This is a genomic window from Streptomyces sp. NBC_01428, assembly GCF_036231965.1.
Lineage (GTDB): Bacteria > Actinomycetota > Actinomycetes > Streptomycetales > Streptomycetaceae > Streptomyces.
Window position 1 is genome coordinate 1,298,361 of the sequence record NZ_CP109499.1, and the last position, 13,757, is coordinate 1,312,117.

A 13,757-nucleotide genomic window follows, 5' to 3' on the forward strand; every position below is an offset into this window, starting at 1 on the left:
TATCGGTATTTACACCGCCTTTGCGGGTTTCGTCTGCCATCCTGCGAGCGGGGTCACACCGTTCCGGGTGCGTGACCATTGCGTCGAGACGGGGTCGAGTGGTGGCGTCAGTGGATGTGGTGCGGGAGTCGGCGCTGGCCGGTCGGGTGGTGCTCTTCGAGGAGTCGGCGCGAGACGGAGCACAGGCCAAAACGTTGATGGGCGCCGACTTCCGGGTGCGGCTGGCCCGGGAACAGGGGGCGATCTTCGGAGCGGACGGGCCGCGGCATGTGGTGTTCGCGGCGGGTTTCCCCTCGGTGTGTGCGCAGGAGTACGAGGCGACGCGTCATGTCGCGCTGGAGGCACAGGGTTCGGTGAGCCCGGCGGCGATCTGCCGGGGCACGGTGTCGGACGTGCGGCTGGCCCTGAGCTCGGTCCGGGGTGCGGCGCACGCGCGCGTGATGGTGATCGTGGCGGCGTCGGAGGCGACCGCGCAGGCCCTGGTGCACAGCAATGCCCGTGAGGCCCTGGCCGGTGGCCTGGACGTGGTCAAGGCGGCCGTGGACCTGGCGGACGGAGTCGCCGTGGATGTGTGCCTGGTGGACGCGCCGCGCGCGGACCACGCTCTGGTCGGCGAGTACGCGGGGTCGATGACGGCCCAGGGCGCGGGCACGATCGTGCTGGCCGACACGGTCGGTGATCTGCTGCCCGGGCAGACCCGGGCCCTGTTCCAGCGGGTGGCGACCGCGGCGGGACCGGAGGCGGTACTGGTTTCCCACCTGCACAACGACCTGGGCCTGGGCCTGGCCAACACCCTGGCCGCGCTGGAGAGCGGGGCCAGGGTGGCCGCCTGCTCCTGGCTGGGGATGGCCGAGCGCAGCGGAATGGTGGCCACCGAGCAACTACTCTTCCTGCTCGCCCACGATCCGGCGAAGGCCGCGCAGGTCCTCGGCCCCGATTGCGTGCCGTGGTGGACGACGCCGGACCTGACCCGGCTGCCCGGCATCGCCCGGATGGTGTCCGCCGAGACCGGCGTCCCGCTCACCGTCACCACGCCCATCGTGGGCACCGGCGTCGCCAGCATCTCGACCGGTACCCCTTTCACGCACCCCAGGACGTTCCAGCCCTACGATCCCGAGCAGCACCTGGGCCTTGCCCCGAGCGTGGTGCTGACCCACCTCGCCAGCCAACGCGTCCTGCGCGCGGTCGCCGAGCGTCTCGGGCGTCAACTCACCCCGGCCCAGACGCGTACCGCTCTGGCCTGGGTCAAGGACCGCGCCTACCGGCAGGGCCGGGCCGTCGTCGCCGACGCGGACTTCGCCACCTACCTCGAAGGCCTCACCGCCGACGCCACCGCGCCCACTCCCACGCCCGCTGCCTGAACGGACTCCCGATGCCGGTCACCGCACTGCCCGACACTTGCCCTGCCGCCGACGCCCTGGCCGCCGGACAGGCCGCGATCCTGCCCAACCCCAGCCCCCTGACGTACGTCGTCGCCGCCACCGATCCCCAAGTGGTCAACAACGCCAAGGGGCGGCCCGCCGGCCAGGAAGTCGCCCTATGGGTCCACGACGACACCACCTGGGCCGACCTCTCCCCCGCACTCGACCTGACGCCCGCCGCCCTCGACAGGGCACTCGACCTGCTGCGCACCGAACACGTCACCCTGCTGGTGCCCCTGCACCAGGACGCCACCCCGCCCCCCTGGGCCCTCCCCGCCCTGCGCGACAGCCACCTGCTCCTCTTCGGCGCCCGCTGGCGGCCCCTGGCCTCGCTGCTGGAACGGTTTCCCCGCCTGTACGTCAGCAGCGCCAACCGCACCGGCCAGGCGCCCGCCGCCACCGCCGTCCACGCCTCGACGATGTTCGGCCCCGACATCCACATCACCAGCGCCGACGCCCTGCGCGACATCGACACCCCGCACCACGCCACCACCATGCTGCGCATCGCATCCGACGGCACGTTGACCCACGTCCGCCACGGAGCCCAGGACCTCGCTCACGGACCCGACCCCGCCCAGTACCTGGAGCACCTGCGCACGGTGGGAGGCCGGAAAGGGGCGTCCGCGCGCTGGTGATCGGTCGCCTGCCGCCCGCGAAGAGCGGTCGTGGACCAGGTTCTCGGCGGCGGGCGGGCTCGCGGCCGCTAAACCAGTGCGTGTTGGTGCTCGGCCGCCAGGTCGGTCAGCTCCGGTTCGCCGAACATCGCGCGCAGGTTGTCGAAGGCGGCCGTCTTGTCGGGGCCGAAACGTGCGACGTACCGAGCGTACGAGGCTGCCGTGAGGAATCTCGGCGGAGTGGACTTGGTGTGGAACTTGTCGGCGTACATGACGAGTTGCTCCTCGACGGTGACCGCCACATAGTCGGCGGCCGGCAAGGGCAGGCCCTGCCGTTCGATGTCCTGTCTCGTCAGTCCGACTCCCGTGTGGCAGGAGCAGAAACGACAGAGTTCCTCGGAGAATCCTTCCTCGGCGAGGATTTCGTGGCCAAGGAGTCCGTGACGCACGTAGCCGCGTTCGTCGACCCGCCCTGATGCGTCGAGGAGGCGGTAGACGCCGATGTCGTGGAGCAGGGAACCGGCCCGTACAAGGTTCTCGTCGACTTCTCGGCCTGCGGAAGGGATGAGTCTCTTCGCGATGGACCAGACGATCTGGCAGTGCGTGAAGACCACGTCGAGCGCTTCGGTGTTCGGCGCGTACTTCTCGTGCAGTGATCGGATCTCGGCGAGGCCTGGAGTCTGCATCACCCGAGCTTAGGAGATCGGCGCAACCGGCTCGATCACCAGACGAACGCCCGTGGTGGCGGCACCAGACTCGCGGACGTACCTCTCCCCCGCACCCGGCGGTTCCACGAACCGGCCCCACCCGCCGAGGAGTTGCCGCAGGGGAGTCACCGCAGGGCCCGGGCTCCTGACTCCGCACGGATCAGGGGACGCCCGGCCGCGTATCAGGGGCGGTCGACCGATTCGACGGTGCGAGCGAGAATGCCGAGCGTGGCGCGCAGACCGGCCTCCGGGATGACGGGGAAGATGCCGGCCTCGCGGTACTTGTCGTCGATCTGGCTCCAGTCGTAGTACGACGTGACGAGGGTGCCCCACTGGCTGGGTTCGAGGCGGTAGCCGTAGAGGTGGCGGATGGGCGGCTGGACGGTGCCCGAGATCGTCCATTCCAGGAGCGCGTCCCGTTCGTAGCCGGTGACGATCACCGTGACGTCGTACCGGCCCATGGGGAGGTCTCCCAGAGCCTCCCGGTCCATGTGGACGACGAACTCGTCCGCCACCGCGCTCACGCGATCGCCCTCTGCGGACTGCAGCATCCCCGAACTGTCGATGTCCACGTGGCCCTGCGGGGATCGCAGCACTTCGAAGATCGTCGACGGGGATGCGGCGATCTGGCGAGTGACTTCAAATCGGTCTGTCGTCATGCCTCACCCTTACATGCTTCCTCCAGCCGACCTGCGGTGGGGAAAGCCCCGTCCGTCGATCCGCGGCGCTGACGCGGTTGCGGCGCTGGGGGTGCTGTGACCAGGAGGGACCGCGGCGGAGGTCGGTCGGCCCATGCATCTGGGGCCGGAACTCAGCGGGCGGCCCATCCCTTGACCTCGGCGGCGATGCCCCTGACGTCCAGGGCGTCGCGGCTGATGCGGGCCGCGAGCGCGGCGGCCTGCTTGGGCTGTACGTCCACGATGACGCCGCTCACCGACAGGTACGAGGCGGCTACGACGGCGCCGAAGAGTTCGTTGGAGTGCGCCAGCGCCGGGCAGCGGATGAGCTGATGCATGAGGGAGGCGGCTCGGTGGTGGACCTCGGTGTAGACGGGGGTGTCCATGACCGCGTCGGTGTGCCGGGCCGCCGCTGCCGCGAGCGTTCCGAAGTCCGTGACGTCGGGGTCTCCGGGAAGGTGGCGGTGTGCGAGGTCGAGAAGCCAGGCGCGGTCGATGCGCACGATCACGCGGCGGCCGCCGACCCGCGGTCGGTGTCCGGGGCCCCGAATTCCTCGGCGAAGGCATCGGCGAAGAGGTCGGTGAAGTGCGCGCCCGCGGCGAGGAAGCGGTGCCGTACGTCGTTGCCCTCGTCAGCGAGCACCTGCTTGGCGTACTCGGGCACGGTCAGCCCTGCGGCCTCGGCCCGCCTCTCGATGGTGGCTGCGGTCTCGTCGTCCACACGCACGTTGATTTGCTTCACACGGAAAGCGTAGCGGGGAATACGAGGCGCTACAACGGCTTCGAGTGCACTCCCGTGCTCACTCGCGTGCTCCTGCGCTCCTGTGCTCCTGTGCTCTAGCGGCGCACCTTGAACTGCAGGTGGAGCACCCTGTCACCCTGGATGACCACGTGCGGATCCTCCAGCAGGTGCTGTCCGTCGATGCCGCCGAAGAAGCGTCTGCCCGATCCGAACACCACGGGGACCACGTCCATCGCCACCTCGTCCACGAGACCGGCCGCGAGGATCTGAGCGCCCACGTCGCCGGCGTTCACGGCGACGACCCGCTCCCCGGCGAGCTCCTGGGCCGTGTCGATCGCGGCCCGCACGCCGTCGACGAAATGGTAGGACGCCTCCGGGTGCCACCCCTCGGGCTTGGGCCGATGGGACACCACGACCACGTGATCACCCGCGGGTGGCCTGCCCTCCCACCCGTTCACCAGGTCGAACAGGTTGCGGCCCATCACGATGGTGCCGATCGACTCCCACATCGACCGGACATGATCCGCGGAGGCGTGCGAGACCTTGAAACCGCTGTCGGATCCGGAATGGTCCTCCTGCTCGCCCCGGCCCACGACGATCGGGACGTCACCGCTGAAGTACCACTCGTGAAGGGGCCCGACCTCGCCCTTCTCGTCGGCGATGAAGCCGTCCACCGACACCACGCTGTGCATGATCACCCTGCCCATGGGTCCTCCTCCACGTCTCCTTGCGGGTTCACTGCAATCCTTGCGTGGCCGGAGGATCTGGGCATGTAAGAAATCAATCAGCGGGCATCGGGCCGTAGTCCTGCGGGCCTCGCCGCTCGGCGGGGAATCGACGCCGGAGAGCCAGGTACTCCGTCGGCGTGTGACCGGTGAAGTCCTTGAACTCCCTGCTGAAGTGGGCGTGATCGAAGTAGCCCGCACTTTGCGCGAGGTCCGCCCAGTCGACCGGGCCCAGGGCGTCCACGGAGATGATCAGCCGGGCAAAGCGGTAGATCCGCGCCACGTGCTTCGGGGTGACACCGACATGAGTCTTGAACAGGTTGGCCAGGTGATTTCCGCTCACCCCGGCGGCGTCGGCGAGCGCACCGACCGAGATCCCGCCATGCGTCATCTCCAGACGCCCGCCCGTGTGCCGCACCAGGTCGAGGCCACGCGCCGGGGCGTCGGCGAGTCGCGACCGCAGCTCCTCCTCCAGGACGAGCAACGTCTCGGCGGGCGACGTGACGTCACCGAGCCGGTTGCGCATCCGGTCCACGGAGCGCCGCCACACGGCGTCGACGGGTACCCATCGGTTGCGCAGCTCGGCCGCCGGCATGTCGACGAACGGCGACATGCCCCACGGTTTGAAGTGCACCCCCACGAGCCGGACATGCGCGGGGTACTCGAAGAGGAAGCGCCTGGTCCATACGCCCATGAACCACCCGTCCGTGAACACGGCCGGCGGCGTCGCCCGGTCGGAGTCCCACAGGCGGACGGGCCCGTCCAGGTGGAGGAACAAGTGTGCCGACGGCATCGGCGGGACGTTCACCAGCCGGTGGGTCGGCACCCCGGACAGGCAGTAGATGTCGTCGATGAACCGGTCGAGCGGCGGCGCGGGCACCCGGCCGGCGTATTCCATGGAACCAGTGTGGCGGCTCGACCATCGCCTCGCGAGAGGGCTCGGCCGTCGCCCCGCACGGTGGCGGCGCCGGCTCAGCCGTCGACCGCCTCCCTGTCGACCTCCTGAGCTGTTCGAGCACCCCTGTGACAGAACGAAGACGTCGTGAAGAACCGCCCGTAACTCGGTGCGAGATACAAATACTTCTGACCGCACAGACCGCACGGACCGCACCACCCACGGGGGAACACCATGAAGCACACCCGCGTCACCGCTCTCGCCGCCGTCAGCCTCGCCGCCGCTCTCTCGCTCACCGCGTGCAGCGGTGAGGGCTCGGGCAAGGACTCCTCCGCGAAGGGCGCCTCCACCTCGTCCTCGGACGCGTCCGCTTCGTCCTCCTCGCCCTCGGACGGCGGCTCGGACTCCGGCGGTTCGACCGCCAACGACACGAAGCCGGACTCCAGCGGCCAGGACGCCCAGGCGGGCACCGGAACCGGCGGCACGAAGGGCGCCTCGAAGGCCGGCGCGAAGGTCACGTTCTGCAAGACCGCGAATCTCGCCATCGACGCCGTCGACGCCGCGCCCGACAAGACCTCGGGCCGGATCAACATCACCATGATCAACAGGGGTTCGACCACCTGCTCGGCCACTGGTTTCGCCGGTGTCGACATCAAGGACGCCGACCACACCTCGAACCCCATCGAGCGCGGCCCGGCCCAGCCGCGTATCACCATCCTCAAGCCCGGCGACACCGCGATCTTCGACCTCGCCTACACCATCGACGCCACCGGCAACAGCCTCTCCTCCCCGACCGACATCCTGGTGACGCCCCCGAACGAGACCCACACCGTCAGCCTGGACTGGCCCGCCGCCGCCGGCCAGATCAAGGGCGCCTACACCGACGTCCAGGTCTACCCGACCCACACCACCAAGTAGGAGCGGTGGTTCCTGGCCCGGCCCGGCGGCCAACCGCAGGGGGCAGGCCAGGTACCGACCGGGGGGCGGGGGTCGAACCCCTGCGACCGTCCGGCACCGCCAACTCGCGGCGATGGTCTCCCGCGTCCCCTCAGCGTTCTTCGGGGCACGTCGAGGAGGCTGCGGGCATCATCCAGTAGATGGTCCGGTCCTTCATGGCGATGCACGTCTGGTCCGCGGCGGTGTCGGCGGTGATGCGGAACGGCTTGCCGTGGTCGTCGAGCCTCAGCGTGCCGCTGCGGTCCCCGCTGCGCCACGAGATGGCGAGACGGAACTCCGTGTCGTACTTGGTCGATTGAGTCCGCACGACGAAGTACTCCGCGTCGCCCCTCTTGATGGCGTAGGGCCAGCCCCTGAAGGGGGAACCTCCGGTGTCGGGCCGATCGTCCGGAACCGCCTTGAGGGAAGCGGAACTTCGGTCGAGGTCGACGGTGAAGAGACGCTGGGGAGCTTCCGAGCCGCACGGGTTGACCACGTGAAGGCCCCGGACGGGACGGTGCCGGGCGACGATCTCCGTGCGCGCCCCGGTGAGAATCAGCAGCTCAGCCCACCGTGCGAGCCATCAGTCGCACACGATCGTCGAGATGGTCTCGTAGTGCGTTACGGGGACGTACTTGATCACCCAGTGGCCGTTCTCCCAGACCTGCTGGGGCACAGAGATGGTGACCGGAACGACCTTGATCACCGTGTGACAGGCGGCGGGTGCGGCCTGAGCCCCCGTGGAACTCATGAGTACGCCTCCACCGGCCAGCACGAGTGCGGCGGCCGTTGCGGCGGCAGCCCTGCGGATACGCATGTGAATCACCTCAGACTCTGAAAGATGGTTTTGCCTGGTCAGCCATCACTTTCGACGACCCGAGGGCGATACGCCATCATTTCGACCCCTGTTGAAATGGCGGCCCGCCGAGCCGGGCTGAAGCAACGGGCCATGGAGTCGAGCGGTTGGTGGGGCGGGGCGAGGGCGGAGCCCCGATGAGCCGACGAGAGGGTGGTCTGGGTGGCCTTGCTCATGGCATCATGCCGCTCCGGTCGGCCTGAAGCCGGCGACCACGCAGCCCATCGGAGCGTCCTCATGGCAGTGCCGGCGCCCCGCCGCCCGAGCCGGAAGGACGCGCGACGCGGGCGCATCGTCTTGTCCTTCTTTCTCGCGATTCCCCTACTGGGCCTCATCACCATGCTGAGTGCAGCGCTGTTCGACCTCGTGCCGGCCAATGCCGTGCGCAAAGGACAGGGGGCCCACGGCATCTACCGCGTCACGGAGAAGAGTTGCGGCACCCATGGCTGCGTCATCGCGGGCGACTTCACGATCACCGGCGAGTCAACGCCCCTGTGGTCCGGCGTGTCGATCAAGGACGACGGCTCCGGCCTGTCTGTGGACCAGAACATCGCGGCCATCGAGGTCGACGGCAGTGTCTACCGAACCGGCGATGCAACCTGGAACCATGATCTGTGGGTCCTCACGCTGGCATCTCCGGCTCTGGCGTTGTGGGGATGGCTCGTCGTCTGGCGGCCGGCGGTACGACGCCGAGGTGCGCTGTGGAAGCACTTGTGGGCCCCGCTTCCGCTGAATTGACGCGGGTGGAGGCGACATCGACGCGCTGGTGCCGTAGGACCTGTCCACACCAGTCGACAAGAGACACGTGAACCTGACGGCACATCAAAGTGACCGTCAACCGGGCTGAGAACCAGGAACGTTCATGCCTTCCTCAAGGGGTGGGCGATGGCTCTCGGCCGAGCCAGAGGTCGGGGCCGAACACCTCGTAGTGGACATTCCTCGGTGCCACGCCCTGGGCGAGCAGTTGGGTTCTCACCGCTCGCATGAACGGCAGGGGTCCGCAGAGGTAGGCGTGGACTTCCCCGAGGGGAGGAAGACCGGACAGGTCGACCAGGCCGGTTCGGTCCTCCGTGTCCGCGCCGCGCGGGTCCTCGTACCAGAAGTGCGCCTGCCCGTCCGGGAGTTGCCGGGCCAGCATCTTGTGCTGACGGCGCCACGCGTGCTCGGCCGGGGAGCGGTCTCCGTGCACGACGGTGACAGGGCCCCGGTGTCGTTCGAGGACGAGTTGCTCCAGCATGGCGTGGATCGGCGTGCATCCGATGCCGGCCGAGGCGAGAAGGAGGGGGGCGGTGGCGTCCTTGACGACCAGGTCTCCGTACGGGGCGGAGACTCTCAGGTCGCTGCCCGCCCGCACGTGGTCGTGGAGGTGATGGGAGACCTCGCCGTCCGGACCGCTGCCGCTCACGCGCTTCACGGTGATGTACCGCTTGCCTGGGTCTCTGTCGGCCCGCGACAGGCTGTACTGGCGTATCTGGCGCGCGCCGTCGGCCAGTTGGACCTGCACGGAGACGTACTGCCCGGGACGGAAGGCGGGTGCCTTGGTGCCGTCCGCGGGGGTGAGCGCGAGGGTGATGACATCCTCGGTCTCCTGGGTGCGGGCGGTGACGACCCATGTCTTCCAGGTGTCGCCGACCAGTACACCGTGCTGGGCGTAGAGGCGCTGTTCGATGGTGATGAGGCTGTTGGCCAGGAGCCAGTACACGTCGTCCCACGCTGTGGCCACTTCAGCGGTGAAGGGTGCGCCCACCACCTCCGCGACGGCCGCCGTCAGATGCTCGTGCACGACGGGGTACTGGCCCGGGCCGACGCCGAGTGAGGCGTGTTTGTTGGCGATGCGTTCGAGCATCTCGTCGGGGCGGCGGTCCGGGTGGTGCACCAGCATGCGGGCGAAGGCCGTCAGTGCGCCGGCGAGGGCTTGTTGCTGGGAGCCGACGGCCTGGTTCCCGCGGTTGAAGAGGTTGCGCAGCAGGTTGGGGTGTGCGGCGAAGAGCCGTTGGTAGAAGCGGCCGGAGATCTCCCCCAAGGCGTCTTCGACCGCCGGGAGCGTGGCTCTGACTACGGCTGAGGACTCGGCGCTGAGCAAGACGGACTCCCATGAACGTTGAATAGACATGTCAGATGCATATTTTTGGACGGCGAAGCGGATCCTCGGACGGAGAAGTCCTCCACCTTCCCCTCAGGAGTTAACGCCCACCAGCGCGACCAGGACGGGCCCCGTCGGCGCCTGGGCCAGATCGTCGACGGTCAGGGGGTCCAGCGAGGCATAGAAGGCCTCCTGGGCTCGACGCAGGGCCCCGCGGAGCCTGCAGGCGGCGTTGAGCGGACAGGGAGTCGCCCCTTCGCAGTCCACGACATCCCCCTCACCCTCCAATGCCCTCACCAGGCCGCCGACGGACGCCCGCCGCCCGCGCGCGGTGAGCGACAGGCCGCCACCGCGGCCGCGCCGCGACTCGACCAGGCCCAGATGCTGCAGCTGGGCCGCGACCTTGGTCAGGTGCGAGTACGGCACCTCCATCGCCTCGGCGATCTTCCTGATCGTCGTGGTGGACTCCTCGCCGATGGCGGCGAGGGACATGACGATCCGCAGAGCGAGGTCGGTCGACTTGGTGAGCCTCATGACCACACCCTAGCCCATAACATGCATCTCATATGAATCTTTATTGCTTGCGTCCGGCTTCGCGCTGATGTCGGCCGTGTACGGCAGCGTGTGCGTCCGTCCTGGTCGTGGCGGAGACGGCCCGCGAGTGCGCCCGGCCACGGGAAGAGCCCGGCCGGGGACCGGGGGGCCGGAACCTGCGACTACACTTCGGGCTCCGTCAATCGCTGGTACGAAGTGAGGAAAACCGTGCCTCTGGTGTCTGTCGTGATGCCCGTGTACAACGCGGCAGCCACTCTTGGATCTTCGGTGCGATCGGTGCTCGCCCAGACGCACACCGATGTCGAACTCCTGGTCACCGACGACGCGTCCAGCGACGAGTCGATGGAGATGCTCCACGACCTCGCCCGGCAGGACGAGCGGGTCCGCCCGGAGGCGGCCCCCGGCCGCGGGGGCGCGGCCCGAGCCCGCAACCAGGCCATCGCCCGGGCCCGCGGCGACTATGTCGCCTTCCTCGACAGTGACGACATGTGGCTGCCGACGAAGGTGGAGCGGCAGTTGGAGTTCGCGGCGACGTCCGGTACGCCGCTGACGTTCACGTCGTACTACAAGATGGACGCCGAGTACGACGGTGAGGCGGCCGACTTCGCTCCCAACGGCCGCGTGATCTGGGCGCGAGAGCGTGTGGACTACCGGGCGATGCTCACCCAGGACCACATCGGGGCGCTGACCGCCATGTACGACCGTGGGCTCCTCGGTACGAGGCTCATGCCGGACATGCCCAAGCGGCAGGACTACGCGTTGTGGCTGTCGATCATGCGTGACGGCCATGACGCCTGCGGTCTGCGCGAACCACTGGCGGTGTACCGGGCGGGACGCGCCGGGTCCCTGTCCTCCAACAAGCTCGGGCTCGTCCCGTACAACTGGGCCCTCTACCGCGAGCACGAACACCTCTCGGTTCCCCGGTCGGCGCGGGCCCTGGCCGGAGCCGCCTGGCACTCGCTGCGCAAGTCGCAGATCTGATCCGTCCGGCGGGTCCGTCGGCCAGGCCGCGGGCTCGGCTGTCGCATGTGCGCGGAGTCCGGTCGCCGGTCCCGCGCGGGAGGAGCCGGAGCATCGGTCGGCGGGTTTCGGACCGGCCGTGCGACCGGCCCTCGTCGACCGCCACGCTCTGATCTATCGGCGTCGGCATCACATCGGGCTGATGTATGACCCGACGGCATGCCATCGGGCGCTGACAGTCGTTGTCCTGGGTCGTTCACCACGCGGGTGCGTGCAGGCCGAGGAGCTGCAGCGTGCAGGGGGTGTGGACGTCGTTCAGGGTGTAGGTGTATCCGCGCGGGAGGTAGAGGGCCTCGCCGACCCGCAGGCGCAGATCCAGGGTGTGTGGTGGTCGAGGGGACGACGGGTGCGGGGGGTGAGTCGGTTCGACGCGGCCGCCGCAGCTTCCGTGCACCGGGAGCAGGACCAGGTCGGTCTCCGTGGTGGTGCCGGTGTGCCGGGCGCCCCGGGCGAGGGCGACGGACGAGCTGACCACCGTGCAGCCGAGGAGGGCTCCCAGACGTTCCGTCAGTTCGGCTGCCTGGTAAGGCACTTCGGGTGAGGGGGGCGGCGTGCCGAGGGGTGGGGCCTCGCGTGCCGCGGCCACCACCGCCTCGATGCCCTCCGGCCACACCAGGGCGGGTGTCCTGTCCCGGTTGACGGACAGGCACAGGGCCACATCCCTGACGAAAAGGTCCAGGCCGGCTCTGCCCGTGACCGAGGTCGATTCGAAGTCCACGTCGTGCTCCCGCTCCCGTTGGCGCAGGCCCTCCGGCGTGCCGCGACGCAGGTGAGGTCGCCGACCGCGCCGTCGCCCGCGGGTGGGACACGTGCACGGCGTCGAGGCCGGACCGGTGCCCATGTGCGGTGCCGTTCGTGCGCGGAGGGCCCGTCCTTCGTGCACGGAACATCCGGGAAGGACAGATCTGCTGTTCTTCCGCCACATGGCCGCAGGGATGGGCGGCGTCGTCGGACCGGTCCCCGTCCCTGCGGTTTGCAGGAACTCTCTCGGACCGGGCCGGTGGTGCGGCAGTCCCGGGATCACGGTACCGCAGGGGCCACGGCCCGTCGCGGCCCCTTCCGGCGGAGCGGCGCACTCCGGTGGGAGGCCGCTCAGCCGGGGGTGGGAACGTCCTCCGCCTCGTCGTCGAGGAGCCCCGCCCGCGCCGCCAACACCCCTGCCTGGAAACGGCTTTCGGCGCCGAGTGTTTCCATGATGTCCGCGATGTGCTTGCGGGCGGTGCGCAGGGACATGCCGATCCGGCGCGCGATCGTCTCGTCCTTGAGCCCGGCCGCGAGCAGCCGGGCGATGGTGCGGTCGATGTCCTTGGCGACGAGTTCGAGTCCGTCCGTCGCGGCGTCGGAGAACGGTGCGGCCTGCATCCACGCCTGCTCGAACACCTCGCACAGGTAGCTCACGACCGACGGTTCCCGGATGACCACCGCGCCCCAGGTGCCGCCGCGTTCGGGGATGAAGGCCACCTTGCGGTCGAAGACGATCAGGCGGCCGAACAGTTCGTGCGCGGTGCGGTATTCGGCACCGAGGGAGGACACCATGGAGACGTAGGCCTGGCTGGGCCCGTTGAAGCGTGCGGTGTGGTGGTAGAGCGTGCGCATGCGGACGCCGCGGCCGAGCATGGCGCTGTCGCGGGCGAGGGCCTCCTGGAGGACCTCGGGGACGCGGTTGCCGCCGGGCTGGCTGGTGAGCATCTCCTGCGCGCACTCCTCGGAGGCGCGGTTGAGTGCCGCTCTGACCTCCTCCAGGCGGGGGATGACCTCGAGGCCGACGGACCCGCGGCTGATGCTGTCCAGGTAGTGGCCCCGCAGGTCGGCGAACTGGTCGCGGATGCGGTGCAGTTCGGCCTGCTGGGTGCGGATCTCGGCTTCCATCGTGGTCGTCACCACGGCGGCCACCAGGTCCGGGTCGACCGGCCGCAGCCGGCTCGGATCGTCCGGGTCGGCCTTCATCAGGCCCAGTTCAGTGAGGGAGACGACGGCGGCGTCGACCTCGTCGCGGCCGAGGCCCAGTTCCCGCGCGGCCCGGTCGGGGTCCATCCGCTCGTTCCTGGCGACCCACCTATAGAGGGCGATTTCCCTTTCGTTCGGTCGCACGGGCGGTTCGAATGCCCTACTTTCGTCCGCTATGAACACTTCGTCCCCTGTTCGTTTTGCTGCGAGGCAGCTTGGTGAGCACCGTGATCGGTAGTCAGGACCACGTGCGGCACGAGAGTCTTGAGGCAACGGAGAAACCGCCGCAACGGAATCCCCGAATCCGTCCAGAATTCAAATACAGGAGTGCCCAGAATGAAGTCCTTCCGCGCCGCCGCCATTGCTCTCGCCGCCGCTTCCATCGCTTTCGGCGGAGTTGTCGGGGCCGCCCAGGCCTCGACTTCGGCACCGGCCCGCACCGCGGTCACGGCGTCGGCCGCCACGGAGGGCAACACGGACGGCGACAGCGGCTGGGGCGGGCGCGTCATCACCGTCCCCACCGCCACCCGTACGGCCGGACAGCTCACGGCCGGCACCGACACGGCCGCCTGAGCCTCA

The 13,757-nt window shown here is 69.2% G+C and carries 18 protein-coding genes; 6 read left to right on the forward strand and 12 right to left on the reverse strand.

The window, feature by feature from the left end; genetic code table 11:
• The first annotated feature begins 101 nt into the window (after nt 1-101).
• Both OG406_RS05610 and OG406_RS05615 read left to right on the forward strand, forming a co-directional pair.
• Complete coding sequence (locus OG406_RS05610; protein ID WP_329184429.1) at nt 102-1,361, forward strand: 2-isopropylmalate synthase; 1,260 nt, start codon at nt 102-104, stop codon at nt 1,359-1,361.
• Between the two features lie 11 nt (nt 1,362-1,372).
• The gene (locus OG406_RS05615; protein ID WP_329184431.1) at nt 1,373-2,056 is read left to right on the forward strand and encodes a hypothetical protein; all 684 of its coding nucleotides are present in this window, start codon (nt 1,373-1,375) and stop codon (nt 2,054-2,056) included.
• A gap of 68 nt (nt 2,057-2,124) precedes the next feature.
• Here the strand turns inward: OG406_RS05615 and OG406_RS05620 are convergent, their stop codons facing one another.
• The 6 genes from OG406_RS05620 to OG406_RS05645 all read right to left on the reverse strand — a co-directional run bounded on the left by OG406_RS05620 (nt 2,125) and on the right by OG406_RS05645 (nt 5,784).
• The gene (locus tag OG406_RS05620; RefSeq protein WP_164372288.1) at nt 2,125-2,721 is read right to left on the reverse strand and encodes an HD domain-containing protein; all 597 of its coding nucleotides are present in this window, start codon (nt 2,719-2,721) and stop codon (nt 2,125-2,127) included.
• A gap of 203 nt (nt 2,722-2,924) precedes the next feature.
• Nucleotides 2,925-3,401 carry a polyketide cyclase gene (locus OG406_RS05625; protein WP_329184433.1) on the reverse strand — a complete coding sequence of 159 codons (477 nt, stop codon included), beginning with the start codon at nt 3,399-3,401 and terminating at the stop codon, nt 2,925-2,927.
• Between the two features lie 152 nt (nt 3,402-3,553).
• A complete protein-coding gene (locus OG406_RS05630) occupies nt 3,554-3,928 on the reverse strand; it encodes a fic family toxin-antitoxin system, toxin component (protein ID WP_329184435.1) in 375 nt (124 codons plus the stop codon).
• Nucleotides 3,925-4,161, reverse strand: coding sequence for a plasmid mobilization protein (locus OG406_RS05635; RefSeq protein WP_267049315.1), 237 nt, complete (start codon nt 4,159-4,161; stop codon nt 3,925-3,927). The genes OG406_RS05630 and OG406_RS05635 overlap by 4 nt, the downstream gene beginning before the upstream one ends.
• A gap of 95 nt (nt 4,162-4,256) precedes the next feature.
• The gene (locus OG406_RS05640; RefSeq protein ID WP_329184436.1) at nt 4,257-4,868 is read right to left on the reverse strand and encodes a dihydrofolate reductase family protein; all 612 of its coding nucleotides are present in this window, start codon (nt 4,866-4,868) and stop codon (nt 4,257-4,259) included.
• Nucleotides 4,869-4,941: 73 nt separating this feature from the next.
• A complete protein-coding gene (locus tag OG406_RS05645) occupies nt 4,942-5,784 on the reverse strand; it encodes a helix-turn-helix domain-containing protein (RefSeq protein WP_329184438.1) in 843 nt (280 codons plus the stop codon).
• Between the two features lie 231 nt (nt 5,785-6,015).
• On the opposite strand from OG406_RS05645, the gene OG406_RS05650 reads away from it, so the two are divergent.
• Nucleotides 6,016-6,699 (forward strand): DUF4232 domain-containing protein, encoded by a 684-nt coding sequence (locus OG406_RS05650; protein WP_329184440.1) that lies wholly within the window; start codon nt 6,016-6,018, stop codon nt 6,697-6,699.
• Between the two features lie 130 nt (nt 6,700-6,829).
• Here the strand turns inward: OG406_RS05650 and OG406_RS05655 are convergent, their stop codons facing one another.
• Nucleotides 6,830-7,045: a hypothetical protein gene (locus OG406_RS05655; RefSeq protein WP_267049311.1), complete on the reverse strand. Its 216-nt coding sequence runs from the start codon at nt 7,043-7,045 to the stop codon at nt 6,830-6,832.
• A gap of 255 nt (nt 7,046-7,300) precedes the next feature.
• A complete protein-coding gene (locus OG406_RS05660; protein WP_267049310.1) occupies nt 7,301-7,534 on the reverse strand; it encodes a hypothetical protein in 234 nt (77 codons plus the stop codon).
• A 276-nt stretch (nt 7,535-7,810) separates the two neighbouring features.
• Here OG406_RS05660 and OG406_RS05665 point away from each other — a divergent pair, with 276 nt between their 5' ends.
• Entirely contained in the window at nt 7,811-8,311 is a 501-nt protein-coding gene (locus tag OG406_RS05665) for a hypothetical protein (protein WP_267049309.1), read from the forward strand.
• 133 nt (nt 8,312-8,444) lie between these two features.
• Here OG406_RS05665 and OG406_RS05670 read toward each other — a convergent pair whose 3' ends face one another.
• Together OG406_RS05670 and OG406_RS05675 are read right to left on the reverse strand one after the other, a co-directional pair.
• Nucleotides 8,445-9,656 carry a globin domain-containing protein gene (locus tag OG406_RS05670; protein WP_329190662.1) on the reverse strand — a complete coding sequence of 404 codons (1,212 nt, stop codon included), beginning with the start codon at nt 9,654-9,656 and terminating at the stop codon, nt 8,445-8,447.
• A 93-nt stretch (nt 9,657-9,749) separates the two neighbouring features.
• Nucleotides 9,750-10,190, reverse strand: coding sequence for an RrF2 family transcriptional regulator (locus OG406_RS05675; RefSeq protein WP_266850691.1), 441 nt, complete (start codon nt 10,188-10,190; stop codon nt 9,750-9,752).
• Nucleotides 10,191-10,418: 228 nt separating this feature from the next.
• On the opposite strand from OG406_RS05675, the gene OG406_RS05680 reads away from it, so the two are divergent.
• Entirely contained in the window at nt 10,419-11,192 is a 774-nt protein-coding gene (locus OG406_RS05680) for a glycosyltransferase family 2 protein (protein WP_164372273.1), read from the forward strand.
• Nucleotides 11,193-11,427: 235 nt separating this feature from the next.
• Here OG406_RS05680 and OG406_RS05685 read toward each other — a convergent pair whose 3' ends face one another.
• The gene (locus tag OG406_RS05685) at nt 11,428-11,949 is read right to left on the reverse strand and encodes a hypothetical protein (RefSeq protein ID WP_266618106.1); all 522 of its coding nucleotides are present in this window, start codon (nt 11,947-11,949) and stop codon (nt 11,428-11,430) included.
• 374 nt (nt 11,950-12,323) lie between these two features.
• The gene (locus tag OG406_RS05690; protein ID WP_203660213.1) at nt 12,324-13,265 is read right to left on the reverse strand and encodes a helix-turn-helix transcriptional regulator; all 942 of its coding nucleotides are present in this window, start codon (nt 13,263-13,265) and stop codon (nt 12,324-12,326) included.
• Between the two features lie 249 nt (nt 13,266-13,514).
• On the opposite strand from OG406_RS05690, the gene OG406_RS05695 reads away from it, so the two are divergent.
• Entirely contained in the window at nt 13,515-13,751 is a 237-nt protein-coding gene (locus OG406_RS05695; protein ID WP_081220837.1) for a hypothetical protein, read from the forward strand.
• Nucleotides 13,752-13,757 lie beyond the last annotated feature (6 nt).

What these genes read in the sequence shown, in the direction of transcription:
- OG406_RS05615 (WP_329184431.1), top strand. Translation starts at nt 1,373, where the DNA reads ATGCCGGTCACCGCACTGCCCGACACTTGCCCTGCCGCCGACGCCCTG.
- OG406_RS05620 (WP_164372288.1), bottom strand. Translation starts at nt 2,721, where the DNA reads ATGCAGACTCCAGGCCTCGCCGAGATCCGATCACTGCACGAGAAGTAC.
- OG406_RS05625 (WP_329184433.1), bottom strand. Translation starts at nt 3,401, where the DNA reads ATGACGACAGACCGATTTGAAGTCACTCGCCAGATCGCCGCATCCCCG.
- OG406_RS05640 (WP_329184436.1), bottom strand. Translation starts at nt 4,868, where the DNA reads ATGGGCAGGGTGATCATGCACAGCGTGGTGTCGGTGGACGGCTTCATC.
- OG406_RS05645 (WP_329184438.1), bottom strand. Translation starts at nt 5,784, where the DNA reads ATGGAATACGCCGGCCGGGTGCCCGCGCCGCCGCTCGACCGGTTCATC.
- OG406_RS05650 (WP_329184440.1), top strand. Translation starts at nt 6,016, where the DNA reads ATGAAGCACACCCGCGTCACCGCTCTCGCCGCCGTCAGCCTCGCCGCC.
- OG406_RS05660 (WP_267049310.1), bottom strand. Translation starts at nt 7,534, where the DNA reads ATGCGTATCCGCAGGGCTGCCGCCGCAACGGCCGCCGCACTCGTGCTG.
- OG406_RS05665 (WP_267049309.1), top strand. Translation starts at nt 7,811, where the DNA reads ATGGCAGTGCCGGCGCCCCGCCGCCCGAGCCGGAAGGACGCGCGACGC.
- OG406_RS05675 (WP_266850691.1), bottom strand. Translation starts at nt 10,190, where the DNA reads ATGAGGCTCACCAAGTCGACCGACCTCGCTCTGCGGATCGTCATGTCC.
- OG406_RS05690 (WP_203660213.1), bottom strand. Translation starts at nt 13,265, where the DNA reads ATGGACCCCGACCGGGCCGCGCGGGAACTGGGCCTCGGCCGCGACGAG.
- OG406_RS05695 (WP_081220837.1), top strand. Translation starts at nt 13,515, where the DNA reads ATGAAGTCCTTCCGCGCCGCCGCCATTGCTCTCGCCGCCGCTTCCATC.